The sequence below is a fragment of the Mycobacterium sp. 852002-51613_SCH5001154 genome (genome assembly GCF_001667425.1).
In the GTDB taxonomy this organism is placed as follows: domain Bacteria; phylum Actinomycetota; class Actinomycetes; order Mycobacteriales; family Mycobacteriaceae; genus Mycobacterium.
In genome coordinates this window covers 85,628-109,191 of the sequence record NZ_LZII01000056.1, presented here as the reverse complement: position 1 = coordinate 109,191, position 23,564 = coordinate 85,628, and the positions used below count along the sequence as shown (strand labels likewise).

Here is a 23,564-nt window from a genome sequence, read left to right as displayed (position 1 = left end):
GGTCTGTCAGGCTCTTGGCATGAACGAACCGTGTCCGTGCGGCAGTGCCGAAAGCTATTCGGCCTGTTGCGGGCCGTTTCACCACGGCGAGTCGCAGGCCCGGTCGGCCGAGGAATTGATGAGATCGCGGTATTCGGCATTCGCCCACGGAGACGCCGACTACCTGTACCGCACTTGGCACCCCCGCACGCGCCCGGCCGACGTGACGATTGACCCGGGCACCACCTGGATCGGCCTGAACGTGATCGACACGGTCGCGGGTGGTCCGGACGACGATCACGGGGAAGTGGAATTCACGGCCCAGTTCGAGTCCGCGGGCCGCGTCGGCCGCCTGCACGAGCGCAGTCGGTTCGAGCGCCGCGCCGGCCGATGGTTCTACCTCGACGCCATGGCGCAGAGCGAGTGACGGGACTCGAACCCGTGTATACGGCTTTGCAGGCCGCTGCCTAGCCACTCAGCCACACCCGCACGAAACGCCACCATGCCAGCGCAAGCCCCTGCGGCCTAGTGTTTTCCTCGGCCCGATCATTTCCTGAGCTGCAGTTGTCCGCCTTTCCGCGAAGGACGGCTAAATTACCCGTATGCGGGTTGTTCGCCTGGCGGGTGTGATTCTGACAATCCTCACAGCGGGGCTGCTGTTGGCAAGCCCCGCCGGCGCACAACCGCCGTCCAAACTCACGGATCACATCACTGACAGCACCGGGGTGCTGACGGATTCCGGTCGGGCAGCGGTCAGCTCGGCAATCGACCGGCTTTACCGCCATCAGCACATCCAATTGTGGGTGGTCTACGTCGACAACTTTTCCAGGTTCAAACCAGAAAACTGGGCTGACCGCACCCGCGACGCCAGCGCGATGGAAGACCACGACGCACTGCTTGCCGTGGCCACGAACACCAAGCTGTACGCGTTCACGGTGCCGCCGCAGGTGCAGGGCCTCACAGCAGCCGAGTTGATCGGTTTGCGCAGCAAACAAATTGAACCGGCGATTGCCGCCAAAGACTGGAGTGGCGCTGCGGTCGCCGCGGCTGACGGGTTGGACAGATCGGCAAGTTCATCAAAGCCTGCAAAGCCGATCTGGGTGCCGATCGCGATCGGCGTCGTCGTCCTCGTGGTCGTCGTCGTGGTGGTTTTCATGCTCTACCGCGCGCGACGCCGCCGGCGGGTCACCCCTACCGATGGGCACGTTGGAGGGCACGACTATTCATTGGAGCAGGCGTTATCCATGGCGGACGGCAGATTGCGCCAGATCTCCGACTACGTCGCCAGACATCGCGAGAGCGTCGGCACCGGGGCCCAAACCAGGGTCGAAGAGGCGAAACGGCATTTGGCGGCGGCGCAAGGCAAGCAGGCAACCAGCGACACCGAGGCCATCGCCCACGCCAACAGGGCGTCCACCCTGGCCGCTGAGGCCCAATCGTTGGCAAATGCTGACGTGTTAGCGGCGCACCGCACGCGGCGAGGTCGAGGCACAGCGTCTAAGCGGTGAACGGTATAGCAGCCGCCGTTTCAGAAGCATCCGCTTACATGAACTCGCCGGCCGGCTCCGACGCAAACATTCACCGGGGGCGGTGGGGGGGGTGGGGGCGGAAAGTCTTGCGGCAGCGGTGCATACGCGTCCGGTGGCGGGACATTGGCGTTGATAGTATCGGCAACGTTGGTGCACCCGCTCACGGAGACACGCCTGCCGACGCTTGCGCAGACGTCGGCGTTGGCCACACCGGAAGGCTCTACGACGGCATACATCTCAGGAATCGCGGTAAGGGTCAATACTGCTATCGCCCCTGCAGTCCAAGGCCGCACCCACCCGTTCATCGGGATCTCCTCACTCTGACCGGTGGCAAGTTTTGGGCGTGCTTGTTTCGATCGCTCAAGGGGTCGCGCCGCCCTGCCCCAGCAGCGGTGTCCACTGACAACGCTGCCTGATGTCAGCCAGGGGCTGACGGATGTTTTCGAGATCGGCTTGCTCTTCCGGGTTGGCGTTGAAGTACTGCTGGACGTCGTCGCGGATCTGGTCTTTGGGACGATCCTGGAGTCCGGTGTAGAACTCGTTCAGGTCCGGATGAGTGAACAGGTAGCCCGAGAGCGCTGCCGCGACACCTGACGCGACGCCGGCTACATCCGCTGCCGTGCAGCCGGGGGGCCGAGGCGGGGAGTCAGCCGCGGCGGTCGCCGCGGTGCTACATAGCAGCGTGCCGGTAATTGCGCCGGCACCGATTGCCCCGACTAGTAGCCGACGCGGGGTCAGATGTGCGAAGAACATAGCTGGCTCCTTTATGCGGCAATTACCTGCGGTTGGCATGGTGTTAACTCTGGACACCGACCGGGTTGGTTACTCGGGCCGAAAGTCACTATTACAACGGCCAACCGTCACAACGCGATGGCGATGTTCACGCACCGAACTTCGTTGCGGTGCGAGAAAATCAGCCGTCATCTTCGGCGCGCAACAGCGAGTGCGTGACGCGACCGCCCTCGAAACGGAACTCATGCGCGGGATGACGGAGAGCCTCGATAGTGCCGTCTGCGTGCACCATGACTCCGGCGCCTGATGGGATTCCGAGGCCGCCGGCCGATCCCTCGAGCTCTTCGACGGTTCGCGATAGCCGCGCCCACCCGCCTCGCTCGTCATGCGCGTCAACCACCAAGGGTACGAGGTTGAACACATCGACTAGTTCAAGCGGGGGCGATTCGGGCGTCTCGACGATTCCATAGCGTCCGAGCTGGACGGCGCCGGCCGAGATGCCCACCAGGACGGCCCCTTGGGCGTGCCTGCGCAGGATCACGTCCTTCATGCCGGCTTTCTCGAACGTGTCCCAGCCGAGTCGTACATCGCCACCCGCGAGGACGATCAACCGGGCACGCTCGAGGAAGGCGCGATCGTCGGAGCCGAAGGACGAAAGAATCATGCGACGGTCGGTGATTCCAATCGCATCCATAGCCGTCTCGAAGATCCCGTAGTACTCGGGGCGGTCCCCGTTGGAGGCACCGATGTAGGCCGCGCTAAGCGGTGTGTCCCGCGCCAATCCATCGAGGGCTCCCTCGAGGAGCAGCCGGTCCCGTCGCTTCCAGAACAGCAGCTGACTGTCCGCTAGCAGATAAAGCGGTTGTCGTCGTGGCACCGTCTCAGTCACCGCAGACGAGCTCGTCGAATTTAGCGAGCGCAGCATCGAGCTCCGTCTCGTCAAAGGTTTCGTAGCGGCTGAGCAGGTCACCTTCGAAGGTGAAGATAGCGATCGTTTGCCATTCGGCGTCGAAGCCCTCTTGTGAGGTCCCTTTCACCACTTGGGTGGCGACGGCTCCAAGTTCGGTCAGCCGATGCACGGTCTCGACGTAGACGTGCACCTGCGGAAGAAGATCCAAATTGGCGCGAACAGTTATGGCCAGATCGGCGCCCTCGATTGTGACGCCCCGTCGATGGTCGATGTAAACCACGTCCGGCATCATCGTTGGAAGTTCGTGCCGATTGAACTGAGCGTGGCCTTGCGCGACCAACGACCATATCCGCGCACGGGTGGCCGCTTCGCCGGCGATGTACCGAGCTTCGAGTTCGGCGAAAGCGACGTCGAAGTCGTCGGCGTCGAATATGGAGTGAACAATCATCCGGTTGTCCCCGTCGATCTCCACGATGCCGATCATGTCCGCGCTAATCTCACCGGGCTCAAGTCCGGGGGCGGAGGACCGAATGCGGGAGAGGGCAAGGCGTTGTCCACGAAGCGCGAGGACCGTCCAGACAACGCCCTCGAAACCGACGTCAGCGACTGCCCGCAGGTTTGCGAGGTTCACATCGCGCCCGCGCAGTTCACCGGAGTTGACAACCCGACGGTTGTCATGCGACACAACGTTCTCGGCGAGTATCTCGGCCATCGTCGCCCAATCGCGCGTCGCCAGGCAGGTCCAAAATCGTTCATTCACTTGGCTTGCCGCATTGTCCAAGCGGTGCGGCTGCGCTTGCAATTCGTCGAAGCGGGCAAGCGCGGAGTCGAGTTCTGTTTCGTCGAAGATCTCGGAGCGGTTGATCAGAGCGCCTTTGACGGTCGAGATGCCTATCTCTCGCCATTCGGCCTGGAAGCCGTCGCTCGACGTCCCCTCCACAACTCGGGTGACTACCGCGCCCAGCTCGTTCAACCGATGCACGGTTTCGATGTAGGCGTGGAGCCCCGGCGCGAGCAGGTCCCAAGAGGCTTCGAGGTATCCCTTCAGATTTCCCGGTGCGAACGCTATTGCTCGTCGGTGGTCGATGTTGGTCCAGTCCGGCGTCGTCGCCGGTAGCTCGTGACGATTAACCGCGGCATAGGCCTGTGCGATGGCTGACCACGTGCGGGAATGCTCGGTTGCCTCTCCGGCGAGGTACCGGGCTTCAAGTCCTTCGAAGGCGGCGTCAAAGTCGTCGGCATCGAAAAAGACGTGGGCCGCAATCCGCCCGTCTGTGTCGATCTCGGTGATTCCCAGCATCTCGATGACGAATTCGCCGCGCTGCAACTCGCGGTCGAAGGAGGCGATTCGAATGAGGGCCAGGCGCTCCCCGCGGGTCGCGATGACCGTCAGCGTTACCTGCGCGAGGCCCTCGGCCAGGGCGCGCATGTTTGCCATCACGGCATCGCGACCGTCCCAGACGCCGACATTCACCACCCGACGGTGATCGTCGACAAAACTGTTGCCGGCCAGGATTTCGGCGACCGCCGCCCAATCGCCGGCCGCCGAGCGCGCAAAGAGGCGGTCCTCCGCTCGGCTTGCTGCGTTCTCGAGTTGCCGCGTCGGGCGGCTCAGCTCGTCGAATCGGGCAAGGGCGGCATCCAGATCCGCCTCGTCGAATATCTCGCAGCGATTGAGCATGCCGCCATCAACTGCCAAGATGATGACCTCACGCCACTCGGCTTCAAACCCCTCCGGGGAGGTCCCAGCCGCAGTGTGGGCGACGACCGCGCCGTATCGACTGAGACGATGTACAGCTGCAATGCGGATCGTCAGATTAGGCGTCTGGTCCAACGCGCTACGGAGGAATGCGAGAAGTTCACCCGGTGTCGCCGCTGCTCCTCGGCGATGGTCGGTGTCGGCGAAGTCTGTTGTCGTCGACGGAAGGTGGCCCCTATTGACCGTGGCGTAGCTCTGTGCGATGGCTGCCCAGGTGTGCGAGTGGGGGGCCGCTTCGCCTGCGAGGTAACGATTGTCGATTTCTTCAAATGCGGCGTCGATATCGTCAGGGTCGAACACCACGGTCGACCCGAATCGGTTGTCGTCGTTGACCTCGATGACGGCAAGCGCCGCAGCCTGGAAAGCCTCGGGAAGCGATTCTTGGCTTGCGAAGGTGAAACGAGAGAGCATGAGGCGCTCTCCGCGGGTCGCGATAACGGTCGCCCGAACATCAGTCGTCCAGACCTCGCCAGTGGCACGCCAATTCGCCATCTCGGCGTCTCGACCGCGTCGGATTCCGGCGTTGATGACGGACCGGCGGTCGTCTGAGCGAAAGTCGTCGGCGAGCAGTTCTGCCATGGCATCCCAGTCGCGACCCCCAAAGTGGGCGAGGAACTCCTCGAGCACGAGGCTTGCCGCGTTTTTGAGCTGGGGTGTCGGACGACTGAGCTGATCGAATAGTGCGATCGCTGTGTCCAACTCACTCTCGTCGAACAGGTCGCAGCGGGTGAGTCGGTCGCCTTCAACGATGAGGACTTGGATCATGCGCCATTCGACGTCCAAGCCGTCAGCCGAGAACCCATGGGAGTCATGTGTGATGACAGCCCCGAAATCGTTGAGCCGGTGCACCGTTTCGATGCGGACCTCAAACTCCGGCGTCAGATCGAAGAAGTTCTGGAGAGCTGGAGGAAGGTCGCCGGACGCGAACGGCGTGCCACGCCGGTGGTCGAACATGACCCAGTCCACTTTGAAATGCTCATTCCGGTTGAACAAAGCGTAGATGTCGGCGATGACCGTCCACGTACGCGCATGGCCGGCCGCCTCGCCGGCGAGGTACCGAGCCTCAAGTTCCCCGAACGCCGCGTCCGGGTCTTCCACGTCGAACACGATGCGCGCCACGACGCGGCCCACGGCGTCGATCTCGATGACGTCGAGAGCGAATGCGTGGAAGCCATCAACTCCTTGGCCGCGGAGGGTGGTTCGGATGCGGTTCAGGACAAGGCGGTCGCCACGGGTGGCGACGACCTCTGAGGTGATGTCGAATCCGGCCTCGCACAGCCCGGAGACCTCGGCGATCACCGCGTCGGTCCCCTGTCGGAGGCCTGAATTGACTACATGGCGACGGTCCTCGCTCCGAATGTCGTCATCTAGCATCGTGGCTACCGCGCGCCAGTCACGAACCGCATAAGCCGCCTTGAACCGTTCGTATAGACGGCTCGCCGCGTTTTCCTGTCGTTGCGTCAGTTGGCTGAGTTGTTCGAAGCGCGCAAGCGCGGCATCAATGTCTGCTTCGTCGAAAACTTCGGAGCGGCTGACCAGGTCACCGTCGACCGTCACGAGGCTGATCCCTCGCCACTCAGCGTCGAAGCCCTCGCGCGATATCCCATGCGCGACATGGGTATAGACGGCTCCTACGTCGGTCAGTCGATGCACTACCTCTGGGTAGGTGCAAACTCGCTGATCGAGGTCCCATCCCGCGCGGACGTATTCAATCAGCTCACCGGGGGCGTATGCCGTCCCTCGGCGGTGGTCGATGCTTGCGAAATTCGGCGTAGTCGGCGGCAATTCGTGCCGGTTCAGTGCGGCATAACCATTCATGATGACTGACCAAGCCCGCGAGTGAGTAGCCGCTTCGCCTTTCAGGTAACGGGAATCAAGTTCTTCGTAGGCGGCGTCGCCCTCGTCGCTATCGAAGAAGACGACCGCGGTAATCCGCCCGGCGGCGTTGATTTCGAGCACGCCGAACACGTCTGTGAGAAAGGCATCGGGCCCTTGATCATGGTCAGCGAAGCGCAGGCGCATGAGGGCAAGTCCGTCGCCGCGAATCGCCACGACGTTTGTCACCACGCTTGCCGTCCACAGGTCGGCGACGGTCTGCATGTCGGCGATCTGGGCGTCTCGGCCATGTTGCGGTCCGGCACCCACCACGCGGCGGCGATCGTCATTCACGAAGTTGTGGTCCAGCATCTCGGTCATGGCGTCCCAGTCGCTGGCCGCAAAACGCGCTAGATACCGCCTTCCCACTTGGCTTGCCGCGTTCTCCAGCCGTGGCGCCGTGCGGCCTAGCTCTTCAAACCGCGCCAGCGCGGCCTCGAGCTCTGCCTCGTCGAATACCTCAGTGCGGCTGATGAGGTCGCCTTTGACCGTGATGACGCTGATGACTCGCCATTCGGCATGGAATCCGTCTGCTGAGGTCTCATTCGCCACGTGGGTGATGACCGCACCGCGATCGTTCAGACGGTGCACCGACTCGATGAAGCATTTCAGATCAGACGTAGAACTCCATGCGGCGCCCATCAAGGCAGCCATTTCACCGGGTGCAATCGAGGTCCCTCGGCGGTGGTCGATGTTTACCCAATCCGGCGTTGTCGGAGGCATTTCGCGCCGATTGATCGACGCAAAGCTTCGCGCGATGGCCGACCACGTGCGCGCATGCGTTGCCGCTTCGCCAGCGATGTATCTCGCCTCGAGCTCATCGATGCCGGCCTCGAAGTCGTTCAGATCAAAGATGATCCGGGCGGTGAGCCGGCCTTCGGCGTTGATTTCAACGACGTCGAAAACATCGGTGTGGAATGCCTCCGGGCGCTTGTCGCGGCCCCAGGTTTGGGTGCGGCATAACGCGAGGCGGTCGCCGCGGGTGGCGATGATATCCGACGTCAAGCTCTCAACGCCGATTCCGATGGTTGCCGACATCTCTTGGAGTACGGCGCTGCGGCCCTCTCGCGTGCCGGCATTCACCGGCCGACGGCGATCGTCGGTTGAAACGTCCTTCGCGAGTATCTCGGATATCGCGTCCCAGTCGCGGGCCTCGAAGCACGCCTGCAGGCGCTGGTGCGTTTTGGTTGCCGTGGTCTCGAGGCGCGGTTCTACCCGGGTGAGCTGATCGAATCTCGCGAGGGCGGCGGCGAGGTCTGTCTCGTCGAAAAGCTCACTGTGGCTGATCCGGTCGCCGTCGAATATCACTATGTCGGTCACCCGCCACTCGGCGTCGAAACCGTCTGGCGAGGTCCCGATTGCCACGTGGGTGATCACCGCGCCGCGATTGCCTAGCCGGTGCACAGCCTCAATGTAGATGCGGGACTGCGGCGAGAGTTCCCAGGCAACACGGAGATACGCGCCCAGGTCACCGGCACCGATTGGTGCAAGCCGTCGATGGTCGATGGTCGCCCAGTCAGAGGTCGTTGGTGGGATTCTCCGCTGGTTCAGCGCTGCGAAGCCCTCCGAAAGGAGCGACCAGGTGCGGGCATAGGCAGCCGCTTCCCCGGCGAGGTAGCGACGATCAAGCTCTCCAAAGGCAGTGTCGATGTCGTCGAGATCGAAGACGACGATCGCCGTGATCCGCCCGTCGGCGTCGACCTCGACGACGTTAAGTGCATCGTTTTGGATCGTGTCGGGATCGGTGCCGGAGGTGCGTACCCGTGCCAAAGCGAGGTGCGTGCCGCGGGTGGCGACGACATCCAACGTCGATATCGTGAAGCCGATGTTGGCGGACACCTTCAGATTGTCGATGACGGCATCTCGACCGCGCCGGCTTCCCTCATTCACCACCCTTCGGTGGTCGGCACCGGAGAAGCCATCGGCGACGGTTTCGCGCAGCGCATCCCAGTCGCGGGCGGCGAAGTGCGACCAGAAATGGTCGAATGCCAGCGTTGCCGCGTTTTCCAAATGCGATGCCGGGCGGGTCAGCTCGTCGAATTTCGCGATCGCGAGGTCTAGGTCTTCCTCGTCGAATAACTCGCAGCAGCTGATCACTTCCCCTTCGACAGCCAGTAAGAAGAGTTCCCGCCACTCGGCTTCGAAGCCCTCTTGCGACGTTCCACGCGTTACATGGGTGACGATCGCTCCGACGTTGGTCAGCCGATGGACAGACTCGATGTGGGTCGTGCCGTCCTGTGCGAGATTCCAAGCGGCACGGACATAAGCGATCAGGTCACCGGGTGCGAACGCGGCCCCTCGCCGATGGTCGATGCTCACAAAGTCCCTCGCGGTCGCCGGCAGCTCGAATCTGTTGAGCGCAGCGTATGCCTGCGTAATCACCGACCACGTGGACGCATAAGGCGCAGCTTCGCCAGCAACGTAACGGCCATCGAGCTGGGCGATGGCGGCGCCGATGTCTTCGACGTCGTACGTGAAGACGTTCGCGATCCGGTCGTCGGCGTCGATCTCGACGACGTTGAGGGCATCGTTTTGAATCGACTCGGGGTCGCGGCCGGCGGCGCGAACACGTGCGAGGACGAGACGCTCCCCGCGAATCGCCATGGCGCTCACCATCGAGATCGCGAAGCCGACTTCGGCGGCCGCTTGCAAATCCCGCACCACGGCATTTCGACTGTGTTGGGTCTCGGCATTCACGACCCGACGGTGATCGATGCCCACATAGTTGTCGGCGACGGTATTCGCCAGGGCGTCCCAGTCGTGCGCCGCGAAATGCGACCAGACGTGCTCGAATACGCGCGCCGCCGTGTTTTCGAGCCGCCGCGTGACCGGGTGCTCCGCCTCGAATCGGGCTTCGAGCTCGGCCATAGCGGCATCGATGTCGTCGATGTCGAACCACACCTGTGAGGCGATTCGGCCGTCCTCATCGATGCCGTAAATACTGAAGAATTCGTCCGCCGGCGCCCCAGGACTCGTGTCCGCAGTGCCCACCGCCAATCGAGCGAGGGCTAGGCGCTCGCCTCGCACAGCGATGACGACTGAAGTGATCCGCACGCCGCCCGCCTCAAGGACCCGCCTATTCTCGAGTGCCCAATCGTCCGACGGCAGGTCAGCCCTGGTGAAGCCAACGATCTTCCGGTGGCTCTCGACGGTGACCGCGCGTGCATAGAGCTGCTCGAACTCATCCCAATTCCCGGTATTGATAGCGGCGGCCACGCGTTGTCCCGCTCGCACGCAAGCGTTTTCGGGTTCGACGACGGCCGGTTCGGATGGAGGCGCGGTGGGTGGTTGTTCGGCACCGAGAACGTCGAGCGCCTTTTCGGCAAGCGCCGCAGCGCCTTTGCGCTCGTACAACTCGGCTGCCCGCTCGGCGGCGGCCCGCGCACCGGCAAGGTCGCCGGCGGCGGCCGAAACCGTTGCCAGCGTCAGGCACGCGTCGCCGTGATCCACCAGCGCGTCGGTGCGCTCGGCCAGCGCGACGGCCTCCTGGGCAAGCCGCCGCGCCGCGCCGTGGTCACCGCGCCGCGATAGTAACCGCGCCCGAAGGGTGCGCCAGGCGATCGACGCCTTCAGCGCATGACCGGCGAGACGCTCACTCTCGGCGCACAATTCGTCGGCCTCAGCGTCTCGGTCGAGCGCGAGACAAGCGCGGCCCAGCAGCGCCGCGGTTTCGGCGGTATCGGCGTCGAGGCCCATGCGACGAAAGCCGTTGTAGGCCTTGCGCAAGGGTGGCTCGGCTGCCGTGGGCTCGTCGACCACCAGCTCCACGATCCCGGCGAACTGCTCAACCTCCATGAGAGAATGGCGCAGTCCAATCTCGGTGGCCGTACGCCGGGCCGAGTCGATCATCCGCCGCGCCGCCGCCGCCCGACCGCGGAAAGCCTCCAACACCGCTTGGCACCGCGTCGATGTCGCTTCGACCGCCGGTGAGTCGGTAGTGATTCGGAGCAGCCGCACCACATCCAGGCATCGTCCACCCGCGCGCGGAACGGGATTGGGGCCCCACAGCGCGGCAAGCGGCGCGTTCGCCAGAACCGCATTCACCCGGCGGTGTTCACGCGCGCGTCGCGCCGCTGAAAGAGCGTCGTCCAGGGCGATTTCGCAGTCGCCGATCCTGCCCAGCCGGGCGAGACAGCCGGCACGAACGGTGTGTGCCATGGCTTCTCCAGCGGCGTCGCCGAGTTGGGCGAGCTCTTCGGCGGCCGCGCCGACCGCGGCAGCGACGTCGTCCAGTCGTTCCGGGTGGGTCAGCATCGAGAGTTGACCGTCGAAGCAGGTGGCCCATGCCGCGAGTTGGGCGGAATCGACCGTGGCCGTTTGCAATTGAGCGACGGCATCGGACGCCGAAGCCACGTCGCCCGCGGCCAGCAGTGCCTCGCAGCGCGCGATCAGCAGCGCCGCAGCTTGGTCGTCGCGGTCGGGCAACTCCTCGTCGATCTCTTCGAGTGCGTGCAGGGCCCGGTCGTAGAGGTCGGCGGCGCCTTCATAGGCGAGCCGTGCCATCGCCTGGTCCGCCGCCCGCCGGCAGTATTCGACCGCCTTCGCCGCGTTCCCCGCCCACGCGCATTCGAAGTAGTGGTACGCCAGTTCGGCGAGCAGTTCGTCGTCGGGGCCTGCCTCGCTTTCCAACGTTGTGGCGATGCGCTGGTGCAGCCGCATGCGCCGCACCGACGGCAACTCGGCCAGCAGCGATTGTCGGACGATCGCATGGTTGAACCGGTAGCGACCGCCGGGCTCTTCGATGACGATGCCGGCCTTGCACGCCTCGTCGAACGCGTCGACCAGGTCCTCCTCCACCACGCGTTCCACCAGATCCAAGGCGAACCGGCTGCCGACGACCGCGGCTGCGGCAAGCGCCTTGTTCGCCTGCGCCGGAAGTCGCGAAAGGCGGCGACTCACTGCCTCCCGCACCCCTTGTGGCAGGGTGCTCTGATCCCAGCGTCCACCGCTTTCATCCACGTGGCGCAGGGCCTCGATGAGGAAGAACGGATTGCCTCCCGTGACGGACGCCAATGCCCGGGCGAGCTCTTCGTCGTTGTAACCCGCCTCGGCGACGTAGGCGGTCACGTCGTCCTCGTCGAGGCCGCTCAGGCTGAGCCGGTTGGCCGTGCCGTCGCGGTGGAGGTCGGCGAGCATCGCCGCCAGGGGGTGGGAGCGGTCGAGGTCCGTGCTGCGGTAGGTGCCGATGATCTGCATGCGGGCGTGTTCGCCGAAACGCAAGAGATGCCGTAACAACAGCAGCGTGGGCTTGGCCGCCCAGTGCAGGTCGTCGAGGATCAGAACCACCGGCGCGCTTGCCGAGGCCATAGCCAACAGCGCGACGACGGCGTCGAAAAGTGCGTAGCGTTCGGTGTCCGGGTCGGCGCGGGTCGGCGCGGCCAGGTCGGGAAGCAGGTCGGCCAGCCCGGGCACGAGTGTGAGGAGTGCTTCGACGCCGCGCAGCCCACGGAGCCCACCCGCAGCGAGGCATGGCACCAGCGAACGCAGGGCTTCGGCGAACGGCTGGTATGGCGCGCCGAGGTCCTCGTCGCATCGGCCGTAAATGACCAGAGCGCCTAATTCATAAGCCTGTCGCGACCACTCGCCGGCCAGACGCGTCTTACCGACGCCTGGTTCGCCCGCGATCAGCATCGCGTTGGTGCCGCCGGCGAGTGCGGTCTGCCACGCCGAAGACAGCCGCTCGAGCTCGTGCCCGCGCCCGACGAACGGCCCTGGCCCGGCGAGCACGGGGGGCAGGCTCGGGCGCTCCAGAGGCACCTCGATCGAATCCGCCGGATCGTCGAGCAGGGTGCTCTGCAGTTGAAGTTCGAAAACGTGTTCCGGGCGCGCGAGATTGCGCAGCTGGCGCGTCCCCAGGTCGGCGAGCACGACATCATCGGGGAGCGAGTCGATGACGAGCTCCGCCGTCGCACCCGAGCACAGGATCTGGCCACCGGTAGCCAGCGACCGGAGGCGGGCGGCGCGGTTGACCGCGCGGCCGAAGTAGTCGCCGTCGCGAAATTCGACCTCCCCGGTGTGCAAAGCCACGCGAATGCGCATGGGCTCCCGTAGCGCCCAGGGCTCGTGGACGATCGCATCTTGAAGCTCGATGGCCGCGGCGGCGGCCGCCGATGGCCGCTCGAAAACCGAGAACGTGGCGTCGCCCTCGCCGCGCGTCTTGATCAGCCGACCTCCGCGGGACGTCACGACCTGCTCGACGACCTCGTCGTGTCGCGCCAGCGCCACCGCCATGGCGCCGGCGTCTGCCTCCCATGCGGCCGTCGACCCTTCGATGTCGGTCAGCAGGAACGTCACGGCCCGGGTCACGGACGGGAGCTGTTGTGCGGCAGGCGTTTCCAGCGCAGAGTCCTGCGCGACGATCGCGGCCTCCAGCCGGCGAAGGTCCGGTCCCGGGTCTACTCCCAATTCATCGGCGAGCAGCGCACGCGCACGTTGGTACGCGCCAAGTGCCTCGCCCTGCCTGCCGGCGCGATACAGCGCGAGCATCAGCTGGCCCCAACGCCGCTCGCGCAGCGGCGCGTCGGCCACTGCGGCCTCGAGCTCGCCGATGATCTCCGCGGCCCGGCCCGTCGCGAGAAGCGCATCGGCCCGATCCTCCACCAGCGCGGCGTGGCCCTCGATCCATCGCGTTTTCTCAGAGGTTCCCCGCCGGCCGTCGGGCAGCTCGGGCATTCCGCGCCAGAGGGCGAGCGCCTCCTCGAAGCGGGCCACCGCCTGGCTGGTGTCGCCGGCCGCCGCGGCGTCGCGTCCCAGTCGGGCTGCCGATTTGTAGCGCGCCGCGTCAACCTGGGTCTCGGCCAAAGTCCAGCCCGCGCCCGCCGTCAGAACGAAGCCGTCACCCAGGGTGCGACGTAACGAGGAGATGTGGGTTTGCAGGGCCTTGGCTGCGGTGCGTGGCGGATTCTCGCCCCAGAGGAGCTCGACGAGCGTGTCGGCCGCCACGACCGAGCCGCCGTGCAGCCCGAGCATGGAAAGGATCGCGCGCGGTTTGGCGCCCGGGATAGTGACGGGCGCCCCGTCTAGCCGGACCTGGAGAGGTCCCAAAACCCCCAGTTCCACCGATGGAAGCGTACTCACATCAGCCATCGTCGGTGGGGGGATTCAATGCACGGTCAAGGTCGAGTAAAGGCGTCGCATCCAGGCCCGAAGTCACCGCCACTGGAATGCTCACGAGCGTGAGCAGTTAGGTTTGTATCCATGGGCAACGAAGGGGGTGGATCGGCGTTTACCTGGGAGGGCCGGCGTGAGCTGGTGAGCCAGATTCATGAGCAGCTCGACGAGCTGGTCGAAGCCCGCGACCAGATGGAACAACTGGTGCGGGTCATCAGCGAAATCGGTTCTGATCTGGACCTGGACGTGACGTTGCACCGGATCGTCAAGGGGGCGATGGAGCTGACCGGCTGCCGCTACGCCGCCCTGGGTATCCGCGCTGCCGACGGCGCCCTGGCCACTTTCGTCCGCGCGGGAATCGATGACGACACCGCCCGGCGGCTCGGCGATCTGCCGGTCGGGGAGGGTCTCCGTCTCGAAGATGTGAGTGCTCATCCGCAGGCCGCCAACCTGCAGGCCCAAGATCCGCCCTTGCAGGCCCTCCTCGGATTACCGATCACCGTGCGGGGCGCGGACTTTGGGAGCCTCTACCTCGCCGACGACCGGACCGGCCGAGTCTTCTCCGACTCCCAGGCGGCCGCGGTGCGGGCCTTGGCGACGGCCGCGGCGGCCGCCATCGACAACGCGCGCCTGTTCGAGCGAGAACGTGAGACGGCCAGATGGACGAAGGCCAGCCGGGAGATCACCACCGCGCTGCTGTCGGGCGACCCCCAGACCGGGCCGTTGCAGCTCATCGTGAACAGAGCGCTGGAGTTGGCCGGCGCCGAACAGGCGATTTTGCTGATTCCGAAGGAGCCCGATCTGCCTGCCGACGAGGTCGACACCCTGGTGGTGGCCGCGACGGCGGGGCGGTACTCCTCGGAGGTGATCGGTCGCCAGGTGCCGATGGACGGCTCCACTACGGGTGGTGTCGCGCGGCGCGGCCAACCGCTGATCACCGAGTCCTTTCAATATCCGATCGAGGGGTTCACCGACGTCGGTGAACGCTCGGCGATCGTCATGCCGCTGATCGCGGACGGCGCGGTGCTCGGCGTCATCGCGGTCGCTCGCGACCCCCAGCAGTCACCATTCGGCGACGATTACCTCGAGCTCGTCAGCGACTTCGCCCGGCACGCGGCTATCGCCCTGGCGTTGGCGGCGGGTCGTGAACACGCGCTCAACCAGGAACTCGCCCAGGCGGACACCGTCGACGACGCGGTGAACGCCGCCGCCGAGGAATTGCGCCGACTGTGGCGGGCGCGCCGAGTCCTGGCTGTCACCTTCCCGACGCACACTTCCTCCACCGGAACCGCCTTTGGCGCGCCGCTCGTCGTGTCGGTCGGCGAGCCCGCGCAGTGGGGCGACCTGCCGTCCCACACCCAAAAGGTGCTCAGCGCATTGCGCGACGGTGACTTGCTCACCACGAGAACGGGCGAGGCCGGGGCCGCAGGCATCGCGCTGCAGCACCCCGAGGGCGTGCTCGTTGTCTGGATCGATCTGGCCGAGCGTCGCGCGTTCACCCTCGAGGACCAGACCTTGCTCACGGTGCTCGCAGGCCGGCTCGGCCAGGGGCTGCAGCGGGTCCATCAGGTCGACCAGCAGCGCGAGACCGCCCTGGCGCTGCAACACGCGATCCTCGGCCCGGCCGATCTGCCGCACGGTTTCGCGGTCCGCTATCAGGCCGCCAGCCGGCCCCTGCAGGTGGGCGGTGACTGGTACGACATCGTCGACCTGGAGGACGGGCGCATCGCAATGGTCGTCGGCGACTGCGTGGGGCACGGCCTCGCCGCCGCCACCGTCATGGGTCAGGTGCGCAGCGCCTGCCGCGCGTTGCTGTTCGAGAATCCCAGCCCCGGCGCCGCTCTTGCCGGGATGGATCGCTTCGCCGCGCGGCTGCCCGGCGCCCAGTGCACTACGGCCGTCTGCGCGGTGCTCAACCCCGAGACCGGTGAGCTGGTCTATTCGAGCGCCGGGCACCCGCCGCCCATCCTGGTCCACTCGGACGGCACCACCCAGATCCTCGATGACGGCCACACCATCGCGCTGGGAGTACGAGCCGGCTGGTCGCGCCCCGAGGCCCGGGTGACCATGCCGGCGCGCGCGACCCTGCTGCTCTACACGGACGGGCTGGTCGAACGCCGCCGCACCGCACTGGGACAGGGGATCTCCCGCGCGGCAGGGCTGGTGCAGGACGGCCGCGCGTCCATGCTCGACGACTTGGCGAACGACATCATGTCCGGCCTGGCCCCTGACGGCGGCTACCAGGATGATGTCGTCCTGATGCTTTATCGCCATCCCGCGCCGCTGGAGCTGACGTTCCCTGCCGACGTCAGCCACCTCGCCCCGGCGCGAACCGCGTTGCGCACCTGGTTGATGCGGACCCGTCTGGACCCGGAACAGGCGATGAACGTGCTCGTCGCCGCCGGGGAGGCCGTCGCCAACGCCATCGAGCACGGTCACCGCGACAAGCCGGAAGGCACGATCAGCCTGGGCGCGACCGCACTGGTCGACCAGGTGCAGCTGACTATCACCGACACCGGCTCGTGGAAGGTTCCGCAACCGGCCAGCTATCCCCATCGGGGCCGGGGTATCGCCCTCATGCGAGGGCTCATGCACGACGTGACCATCAGCCCCGACGCCGCCGGGACCACGGTTCACCTATCCGCGAGGATCACATGATGCCCACGTCGCTCACCCTCGACACCGCGCGCCGAGACGACGGGAAACTGATGTTGGTCGCCGCGGGGGAGATCGATCTGAGCAACATCGACACGTTCGTCCAGGCCCTGACCAGCGCGAGCGGCGAGTCCCCCGGCGGCGGCCCGCTCACGGTCGACCTCAGTGGCGTCGAATACCTCGACAGCGCCGCCATCAACGCGCTGTTCACCCACGCCGACCACATCCACCTGATCGCCCACCCGATCTTGATGCCGATCCTCACCATCAGCGGCCTCACCGAACTGGTTGCCGTCGATCCCGCGTCGCCGTCATCGGAGAACTGACGAGCTTCCGGCGCGAAGTCAGGGGTTTTCGGCGATCCAAGTGCTGGTGAAGTGCTGTAGCGCGGGGATGCTCTTAGTCAGGTCGGCTTCCATCGACTTCTCGAATTTGCGGCCCACCAACGGGATTTTGACCGCGACCTCCACGGCGAAGCGCAGCCGCGCGCCGTTGCCCGCGGGCGCCATCCACGCTTCCGCACGGCCCGATCCAATGCCGCCGGAGCTGACGACGCTGATTTGGCCGCGGACCTCGCCGTCGCCGGCTGGTCGCCATGTCTCGCTGTGGACGATCTTCAGCTCGCCGGGGACGGCTCTGGCAATGAGCGTGGGCATTACCTGGCGGGCCACGTGCTGGGTGGCGCGAACTGTCACGGTGCCGTCGGCGTCAACTACCAGCGAATCGAGCGTCGTGGGGGCGTTGCTGGCTTTCAGGCGGGCCAGCCAGTAGTCCTCGCGGCCGAACGTCGTATGGATCTGCTCAACGCTGGCGGGCGATTCGATCAGGATGTCGAAGGAACGCGACATGGCAACGATTCTTCCAAAGCACCATGTTTCGAACGTACGTGCGATGGCTATCCCTCGTCGCGGAGGTGAAGGACATGACAGACAACCGACAGGCACCAAGCGAGAATCCCGAGAAGGAAACGTCTGAGTGGGTGACCGGCGACGAGCCGATGACCGGTCCGCAGCGCAGCTACGTGCACACCTTGGCGCAGGAGGCAGGGCGCGAGGTTCCCGACGATTTGACGAAGGCGCAAGCGTCGGAGCTCATCGACGAACTGCAGCAACAAACCGGACGTGGTAACTGACTAGCCGGCGGGCCGGCTGTGGACGGTCGGCGTCGTCGGCGTCGGGGGGTCGGCCGCCTTGCGGCGGAGGTCGCCGAACCTGACGCTGACGCGCTGAAAGCCCTTGACGCGCTCGGCTTTTGCCTTCTTGGTGTAGGTCTTGCGGTCAGCCGGTGTGAGTTCCGCGTCGTCGGTGAACGGAGTGAGCAAGGCCCGCGGGTAAAGCCCTTCCACCAGGACGACATTGATCTCGGCGCACAGCACCAGCGCGGACGAGATCAGGAAAAGGAAGGCAAGCAATCCCAGCACCAATGCGAAGACGCTGTTGGTAGCGCTGGCCGTCTTCACAGTGTGGCGGATGTATCCGGCACCGCCCCACTGCAATATCTGCCAGATCACGGCTGCCGCAAGCGCTCCCGGTAAGACTTGACGGTAGGTGAGTTCTCGCGCGGTCGTCACGCGAAATGCCACCAGGCAGATCAACGCATTGATCACCACGGCCACCAGTGCCACGCCGATTTTTCCGAATACGCCTAGCGCCCCGGTGGCCTGGCCGGCCGCGGACAGGGCGGTAGCGGCTAGGGCCGCCGAGCCGAGGACCAACAACAACATCAAGCTGCGCAGGCGTGAGCGAATCGGATCAGGACGCTTGTTTCTCGGGACGGCCCACACCGAGTCCATCGCGTTCTGCACCGCCTGGCCGACGCCCAGACCCCCGTAAAGCGCGCCGAGGACGCCGACGACTATGGCTACGGTTCCTCCGCTGAGCCCGGCGGGCTCATGCAGCTGATTGCCGATGACGGGGAATTGGCTCAAGGTGCTGTGCAGCACTTGTTCCTGCAGGTCGGGGCGTCCGGCCAGGATGACCCCGAGGCCGGTCGTCAACAGCAGCAACAGCGGGAACAGCGACACGAACCCGTAGTAGGTGATCAGGGCGGACAGGTAACCGCCTTGATCGTCGAGGTATTTGTAAACGACGCCGATCACCACACCCGCCGCGCGGTTTCGGCGCTGCAGCCTGTCCAGCCAGCCGACCATCTCTTGCTCACTTCGTTTCTACGGAAGCGGATACCCCCCCGATGGGATGTCCCAGGTGGTACCCGGATTCGGCGGCGATCAATCGCGGGTCGCTCGGTGGCCGGATGCCCATGCCAGGATGGGGTGATGGTCGATGAGGCAATGCAATCGGAGCGCGATTTCAACGAGCGCAATATCGAGGAATTCCGCCGCAACGGGGGCAAGGTGGGTGGACAGTTCGAGGGCTTTCCGTTGCTGCTGTTGACGTCGACCGGTGCGCGCAGCGGTGCGCACCGGGTGAACCCCGTCGCCTATTTCGACGTCGACGGCAAAATCTATATCGTCGGATCCGCCGCGGGCCGGAACAGCAACCCGGCCTGGGTGCACAACATCCGCGCCAACCCGCGGGTGACTGTGGAGATCGGCTCACAGGCCCCCAAACCGGCGACGGTGCGCGAATTACCCCGCGGCGAGCGCGATTCCGTTTATCGGATCGTCGTCGAGCGGGCGCCCGGGTTTGGCGAGTATCAGGAGCGCACCGACCGGGTCATCCCGGTCTTCGAACTGGTTACCGAATAACAGCACCGCCAATGGGTACGTGTCGCAAAATGAATATCGGGCCCGGGAGGAGACCGACATGACAATCAAGCAGTTGGTACGTGTCTGGGCATTCGGCGCGTTCGCCCTCGCGTTGGCGATGTTGCCGGCAGTTGCGGCACCGGCGATCGGCCGGGCCGACCCCAATTGCGCTGCGGGGTTTGTGTGGAGCGTGGACTTGCATCAATGCGTGCCCTGGGTCCCCGCCGTGAACGGGCCGGGTGGCCCCGGTGGCCCCGGTGGCCCCGGTGGCCCCGGTGGACCGGGTGGTCCTGGCGGCCCGGGTGGTCCCGGTCCGGGGTAGGGGTCGGTAGCCGGACGTCTGAGCCGCGCGGCGACCTGCCGCGAAATGCTCGGGAACTTATCGCCCCTGGCGGTCGTTATACTGGCTAAGTATCGCTTAGACCGAGGGGACCAAACGTATGCCACGCACGGACAACGACACCTGGGATTTGGCCACCAGTGTGGGCGCGACGGCCACGATGGTGGCCGCGGCCCGAGCGATCGCTACCAAGGCCGACAACCCGCTGATCGAGGACCGTTTCGCCGAACCACTGGTTCGCGCCGTGGGCGTGGACTTCTTCACGCGATGGGTCGACGGCGACCTCGTCGCGGCCGACGTCGACGACCACGAATCCGGTTGGAAACTCGAGCACATGCCCGTGGCGATGGCCGCCCGGACCCGGTTCTTCGACACCTTCTTTCACAACGCGGCGCGAGCCGGGATCCGTCAGGCGGTGATCCTGGCGTCCGGCCTCGACGCACGCGCCTACCGGCTGGAATGGCCCGCCGACATGACCGTGTTCGAAATCGACCAGCCGGAGGTGATCGAGTTCAAGACCACCACCCTGGCGAAGCTGGGTGCCGCCCCCCGGGCGGACCTGCGCACGGTCGCAATTGACTTGCGACTTGACTGGTCGAAAGCGTTGGTGGATGCCGGTTTTGACAAGGGCCGCCCGACCGCATGGATCGCGGAAGGTCTCTTCGGGTACCTGCCGCCAGAGGCTCAGGACCGCTTGCTGGACAACATCTCCGCGCTGAGTGCCCAGGGCAGCAGGCTGGCTGTTGAAGCCATCCCGGACCGGCCGCAGCAGGACGTCGAAAAAGCGCGGGAAATGATGCGCAGGGCCACCGCCAAATGGCGCGACCACGGCTTCGAGCTGGATTGGGAAGAGCTGGGTTTCGGGGGTGAGCGCAACGAGGTCGCCGACTACCTGAAAAACCTGGGATGGCAGACGGTCGGCACTCAGATGAGTGAGCTGCTGGCTGACAGTGGGCTGGCGGCGATTCCGCAGGCGAACGACTCGGTGTCCGTCGCCGACACCGTCTACTACAGCTCGGTGCTGAGCGAATGACGGCACCGAGTCGACGAGGACTCAACGACGCGGTCACGCGGCTCTGGAGCTTTTTGGCTCCGGCGTACGATCTGCCGTTCCTGCAGCAGTGGGTTTACCGCCCGCCGCACGATGAGGTGATTGCGCAGTTGCGCGCCCACCACGCCCGCAAGATCGCCGATATCGCCTGCGGCACGGGCATTCTCAGTGATCGGATTGCCCGCGAGCTGGAGCCGGACGAGATCTACGGTGTAGACATGTCCGACGGTATGCTCGCCCAGGCGCGCGCCAGAACCGACCGAGTGCAGTGGTTGCGCGGCCCGGCTGAGCAGCTGCCCTTCGACGACGGCGCGCTCGACGCCGTGGTGACCACCTCGGCGTTCCACTTCTTTGACCAGCCCGCGGCGTTGTGCGAATTCCACCGCGTGCTGGCGCCGGGCGGGTTGGTGGCCGTCGCGGCCCTGAGTACGCGGCAACCGCGGCTGCAGGCATCGTCGGCGAATAGGTGGAAACCGCAACACAATGCGTCGCCGGCGGAGATGAAGTCTTTGTTCGAAGGCGCCGGGTTCGTCATCAGCGATCAGCACCGCATCCCACGGCCGGCCTGGACGCGGATCATCTCCGACCTGATCACCGTCGGCACCAAGGGCTGAGCGGTCGTCAGGCGGCTAGCTTGCTCACGACGCGTGGGGCCGGTCGCGAGAAATGCTCGTAGTCACCGGTGTACACGACGCGCGAGGGTCGGTAGCCGGGGACGGACCGCCCCACGGTGATTTCACAGCGCCGAGCGAAACGCTCCCGCCCGCGCGCAACCGTCCGTTCGATGAAGTCGGTGGCGATCCAGCTGGCGCCGAATACCGCCGCCGAGATACCGAATTGAAGCGGCGAGCCGGCCGCAAGAGCGACCAGTGCGCAGATTCCCGACACCACGGCGACGACCAGTGTGCCTGCGTACAGGAGGGTCACACGCGGGTCTGGCGCCTGCCGCGAGATAGCGGGCTTGAAGTCAGGCGTGGTCATCGCGCCTCCCCTTCAGTCGATTACACAGGCCAGGCAGGTGCGGAAACGCAACTGTGACCTCGATGTTTCGCTATCGAGACCCGTCAAACGAGGGCCATACGGCACCTATGGCATGGCGGACGGCCCGCACCGAAAGGCCAAAAGTCCCGGAGCTATCGACTGACAGCACAACGCCCGCCTCGCCGAGTGGCGAAGCGGGCGTTGCTTTTACCGCTGTTTACAGCGGAATCCAAACCCCGAAGAACCAGAAGCCCCACTGATTGAATCCGGGGTCCCACACGGGAGTTTCCTGGTAGCCCCAGTAGTTGATCGGGCCATATCCCCACTGCCCGCCGGGCGGGGGGAGCGGCCGGTCCCACGCGGGCCGGGGCGGCTCACCGGGTCCCCAAGGTGCCGGCCCGTCACCCCACGGGGCACCCCGGAAGTAGCCGCGGTGGGCGTCTCCGTGCCAGGGTCCGCCCGGATGATCGGGCGCGCCAGGTCCGCCGGGGCCGCCGGGTCCACCCGGATGATCGGGTCCGCCGGGGCCACCGGGAGGTCCGCCCGGATGATCGGGTCCGCCGGGTCCACCCGGAGGTCCGCCGGGATGATCGGGTCCGCCTGGTCCACCCGGCCCACCCGGGCCGCCGGGTCCGCCCGGGTCACCGGGTGCGTTCGGCGGATGGACACCTCCGGGAGCCGGACCACCGTGGTTACCGGCAGGACCGGGCGGCGGCGCTCCCGGAGCGGCGTTGGCGACGCCGCCCCCCATGCCCAACACTGCGGCGCTCAGGGCACCGGCGACGGTTATCCCCCCAAGTATTTGCTTAAATTTCATAGTCCTTCACCTGTCTAACTATTAGTGAATGCCTCGGAATCCCCCCTTACACAAACCGACCATAGATAGCTTGCCTATGCATCGGCTGTGCGTGGCCCAAGCAGAACTTCTGGGGCGCGCCGACCTGGGTGTCGGCGTAACGGAAGATGGACGGCCCCCGGGGGAACCGCGAGATATAAACCACTGCGACCCGCGACGGCGTGTCGCCGCAGACGTTTACGTGTCGCGGATCGACGCCGGCTTGACACGGCCGCCTTCAGGAGACCCGGCGAGGCCGAGAGGCTGGTAGCCGCTTTGGAAAGGCTACGTTTCCTAGTCGAGCGGGTCTTTGATGTATATCGTTGCGGCCGTGTCGAGTCCGTCGCATCCGCATCCGTCCGAACCGCATTCGGGTTCGGTGTCATCGAAATTGAATTGGTTGCGCGCCGGAGTCCTGGGCGCCAACGACGGAATCGTCTCGACGGCGGGCATCGTGGTGGGAGTCGCGGCCGCGACGGTGGAACGCGCTCCGGTATTGACCGCCGGCACCGCCGGACTGGTCGCCGGGGCCGTGTCGATGGCGCTGGGCGAATACGTGTCGGTGAGCACCCAGCGTGACACCGAGAAGGCGCTGTTGCACAAGGAGCGCCAGGAGCTGCGTGACGATCCGGCCGCCGAGTTGGACGAGCTTGCCGCCCTGTACGAAGCCAAAGGCCTGAACGCCGCGACCGCGCGCACCGTGGCCGAGGAACTCACTGACCACAATCCGCTCCTCGCCCATGCCGAAGTCGAACTCGGTATCAATCCCGAGGAGCTGACCAACCCGTGGCAGGCCGCGTCTTCCTCGGCGCTGTCGTTCGCAGTCGGCGCCCTCCTGCCGTTGATCGCGATCTTGGCGCCGCCCGCGACGTGGAGAATCCCGGTCACCGTGGCCGCGGTACTCGCCGCGCTGGTGCTCACCGGGGCGGTATCGGCCGGTTTGGGTGGGGCGCCGAGGGGCCGGGCGGTCCTGCGCAATGTCATCGGAGGTGGTCTCGCGTTGTCGATCACATACGTGATCGGCCACTTGGTCGGTGCGGCGATCGCCTAAGGGTGCCAACACCCTTGCTCGGCTAGGGGATTGACCTGAGAGAGGTCGGC

General features: G+C 65.7%; 17 protein-coding genes and 1 tRNA gene. 9 read left to right on the top strand and 9 right to left on the bottom strand.

Annotated elements, in window-relative coordinates:
- Window positions 1-19: 19 nt before the first annotated feature.
- Complete coding sequence (locus A5750_RS15910; protein WP_066958303.1) at window positions 20-406, top strand: YchJ family protein; 387 nt, start codon at window positions 20-22, stop codon at window positions 404-406.
- Here the strand turns inward: A5750_RS15910 and A5750_RS15905 are convergent.
- A tRNA-Cys gene (locus tag A5750_RS15905) sits at window positions 398-468 on the bottom strand. The two genes, A5750_RS15910 and A5750_RS15905, sit on opposite strands and share 9 nt — an antisense overlap.
- A gap of 113 nt (window positions 469-581) precedes the next feature.
- Between A5750_RS15905 and A5750_RS15900 the strand changes: the two genes are divergently transcribed.
- Complete coding sequence (locus tag A5750_RS15900) at window positions 582-1,487, top strand: YgcG family protein (RefSeq protein ID WP_067264050.1); 906 nt, start codon at window positions 582-584, stop codon at window positions 1,485-1,487.
- 20 nt (window positions 1,488-1,507) lie between these two features.
- Here A5750_RS15900 and A5750_RS26390 read toward each other — a convergent pair whose 3' ends face one another.
- From A5750_RS26390 to A5750_RS15885, 4 genes are all read right to left on the bottom strand, one after another.
- Window positions 1,508-1,801 (bottom strand): hypothetical protein, encoded by a 294-nt coding sequence (locus tag A5750_RS26390; protein WP_369828741.1) that lies wholly within the window; start codon window positions 1,799-1,801, stop codon window positions 1,508-1,510.
- Window positions 1,802-1,868: 67 nt separating this feature from the next.
- Window positions 1,869-2,261 (bottom strand): heme-binding protein, encoded by a 393-nt coding sequence (locus A5750_RS15895; RefSeq protein ID WP_066958298.1) that lies wholly within the window; start codon window positions 2,259-2,261, stop codon window positions 1,869-1,871.
- 160 nt (window positions 2,262-2,421) lie between these two features.
- Window positions 2,422-3,129: a Type 1 glutamine amidotransferase-like domain-containing protein gene (locus A5750_RS15890; protein WP_369817376.1), complete on the bottom strand. Its 708-nt coding sequence runs from the start codon at window positions 3,127-3,129 to the stop codon at window positions 2,422-2,424.
- Complete coding sequence (locus A5750_RS15885) at window positions 3,122-13,753, bottom strand: BTAD domain-containing putative transcriptional regulator (protein ID WP_231989229.1); 10,632 nt, start codon at window positions 13,751-13,753, stop codon at window positions 3,122-3,124. Before A5750_RS15885 ends, A5750_RS15890 begins: the two co-directional genes overlap by 8 nt.
- Before the next feature lie 228 nt (window positions 13,754-13,981).
- On the opposite strand from A5750_RS15885, the gene A5750_RS15880 reads away from it, so the two are divergent.
- Together A5750_RS15880 and A5750_RS15875 are read left to right on the top strand one after the other, a co-directional pair.
- Window positions 13,982-16,552 (top strand): SpoIIE family protein phosphatase, encoded by a 2,571-nt coding sequence (locus tag A5750_RS15880; protein WP_067264038.1) that lies wholly within the window; start codon window positions 13,982-13,984, stop codon window positions 16,550-16,552.
- The gene (locus A5750_RS15875; RefSeq protein WP_066958348.1) at window positions 16,552-16,875 is read left to right on the top strand and encodes an STAS domain-containing protein; all 324 of its coding nucleotides are present in this window, start codon (window positions 16,552-16,554) and stop codon (window positions 16,873-16,875) included. The genes A5750_RS15880 and A5750_RS15875 overlap by 1 nt, the downstream gene beginning before the upstream one ends.
- Window positions 16,876-16,893: 18 nt before the next feature.
- Here the strand turns inward: A5750_RS15875 and A5750_RS15870 are convergent, their stop codons facing one another.
- Complete coding sequence (locus A5750_RS15870) at window positions 16,894-17,397, bottom strand: DUF2505 domain-containing protein (protein ID WP_066958292.1); 504 nt, start codon at window positions 17,395-17,397, stop codon at window positions 16,894-16,896.
- Between the two features lie 74 nt (window positions 17,398-17,471).
- On the opposite strand from A5750_RS15870, the gene A5750_RS15865 reads away from it, so the two are divergent.
- Window positions 17,472-17,681 carry a DUF3072 domain-containing protein gene (locus A5750_RS15865; RefSeq protein WP_066958346.1) on the top strand — a complete coding sequence of 70 codons (210 nt, stop codon included), beginning with the start codon at window positions 17,472-17,474 and terminating at the stop codon, window positions 17,679-17,681.
- Here A5750_RS15865 and A5750_RS15860 read toward each other — a convergent pair whose 3' ends face one another.
- Complete coding sequence (locus tag A5750_RS15860; protein WP_066958290.1) at window positions 17,682-18,698, bottom strand: YihY/virulence factor BrkB family protein; 1,017 nt, start codon at window positions 18,696-18,698, stop codon at window positions 17,682-17,684.
- A gap of 126 nt (window positions 18,699-18,824) precedes the next feature.
- Here A5750_RS15860 and A5750_RS15855 point away from each other — a divergent pair, with 126 nt between their 5' ends.
- The 3 genes from A5750_RS15855 (at window position 18,825) to A5750_RS15845 (ending at window position 21,261) form a co-directional block, all read left to right on the top strand.
- Complete coding sequence (locus A5750_RS15855) at window positions 18,825-19,256, top strand: nitroreductase family deazaflavin-dependent oxidoreductase (RefSeq protein WP_067264034.1); 432 nt, start codon at window positions 18,825-18,827, stop codon at window positions 19,254-19,256.
- Window positions 19,257-19,696: 440 nt separating this feature from the next.
- A complete protein-coding gene (locus A5750_RS15850; RefSeq protein ID WP_067264030.1) occupies window positions 19,697-20,629 on the top strand; it encodes an SAM-dependent methyltransferase in 933 nt (310 codons plus the stop codon).
- Window positions 20,626-21,261, top strand: coding sequence for a class I SAM-dependent methyltransferase (locus A5750_RS15845; protein ID WP_067264026.1), 636 nt, complete (start codon window positions 20,626-20,628; stop codon window positions 21,259-21,261). Before A5750_RS15850 ends, A5750_RS15845 begins: the two co-directional genes overlap by 4 nt.
- Before the next feature lie 7 nt (window positions 21,262-21,268).
- Here A5750_RS15845 and A5750_RS15840 read toward each other — a convergent pair whose 3' ends face one another.
- Entirely contained in the window at window positions 21,269-21,628 is a 360-nt protein-coding gene (locus A5750_RS15840) for a hypothetical protein (RefSeq protein ID WP_067264022.1), read from the bottom strand.
- Window positions 21,629-21,845: 217 nt separating this feature from the next.
- Window positions 21,846-22,445 (bottom strand): chitin-binding protein, encoded by a 600-nt coding sequence (locus A5750_RS26130; RefSeq protein ID WP_082959123.1) that lies wholly within the window; start codon window positions 22,443-22,445, stop codon window positions 21,846-21,848.
- Between the two features lie 331 nt (window positions 22,446-22,776).
- Here A5750_RS26130 and A5750_RS15830 point away from each other — a divergent pair, with 331 nt between their 5' ends.
- Window positions 22,777-23,514 (top strand): VIT family protein, encoded by a 738-nt coding sequence (locus A5750_RS15830; protein WP_197505434.1) that lies wholly within the window; start codon window positions 22,777-22,779, stop codon window positions 23,512-23,514.
- Window positions 23,515-23,564 lie beyond the last annotated feature (50 nt).

What these genes read in the sequence shown, in the direction of transcription:
- A5750_RS15910 (WP_066958303.1), top strand. Translation starts at nt 20, where the DNA reads ATGAACGAACCGTGTCCGTGCGGCAGTGCCGAAAGCTATTCGGCCTGT.
- A5750_RS15900 (WP_067264050.1), top strand. Translation starts at nt 582, where the DNA reads ATGCGGGTTGTTCGCCTGGCGGGTGTGATTCTGACAATCCTCACAGCG.
- A5750_RS15895 (WP_066958298.1), bottom strand. Translation starts at nt 2,261, where the DNA reads ATGTTCTTCGCACATCTGACCCCGCGTCGGCTACTAGTCGGGGCAATC.
- A5750_RS15885 (WP_231989229.1), bottom strand. Translation starts at nt 13,753, where the DNA reads ATGCTCGGGCTGCACGGCGGCTCGGTCGTGGCGGCCGACACGCTCGTC.
- A5750_RS15880 (WP_067264038.1), top strand. Translation starts at nt 13,982, where the DNA reads ATGGGCAACGAAGGGGGTGGATCGGCGTTTACCTGGGAGGGCCGGCGT.
- A5750_RS15875 (WP_066958348.1), top strand. Translation starts at nt 16,552, where the DNA reads ATGCCCACGTCGCTCACCCTCGACACCGCGCGCCGAGACGACGGGAAA.
- A5750_RS15870 (WP_066958292.1), bottom strand. Translation starts at nt 17,397, where the DNA reads ATGTCGCGTTCCTTCGACATCCTGATCGAATCGCCCGCCAGCGTTGAG.
- A5750_RS15865 (WP_066958346.1), top strand. Translation starts at nt 17,472, where the DNA reads ATGACAGACAACCGACAGGCACCAAGCGAGAATCCCGAGAAGGAAACG.
- A5750_RS15860 (WP_066958290.1), bottom strand. Translation starts at nt 18,698, where the DNA reads ATGGTCGGCTGGCTGGACAGGCTGCAGCGCCGAAACCGCGCGGCGGGT.
- A5750_RS15855 (WP_067264034.1), top strand. Translation starts at nt 18,825, where the DNA reads ATGGTCGATGAGGCAATGCAATCGGAGCGCGATTTCAACGAGCGCAAT.
- A5750_RS15850 (WP_067264030.1), top strand. Translation starts at nt 19,697, where the DNA reads ATGCCACGCACGGACAACGACACCTGGGATTTGGCCACCAGTGTGGGC.
- A5750_RS15845 (WP_067264026.1), top strand. Translation starts at nt 20,626, where the DNA reads ATGACGGCACCGAGTCGACGAGGACTCAACGACGCGGTCACGCGGCTC.
- A5750_RS15840 (WP_067264022.1), bottom strand. Translation starts at nt 21,628, where the DNA reads ATGACCACGCCTGACTTCAAGCCCGCTATCTCGCGGCAGGCGCCAGAC.
- A5750_RS26130 (WP_082959123.1), bottom strand. Translation starts at nt 22,445, where the DNA reads ATGAAATTTAAGCAAATACTTGGGGGGATAACCGTCGCCGGTGCCCTG.
- A5750_RS15830 (WP_197505434.1), top strand. Translation starts at nt 22,777, where the DNA reads ATGTATATCGTTGCGGCCGTGTCGAGTCCGTCGCATCCGCATCCGTCC.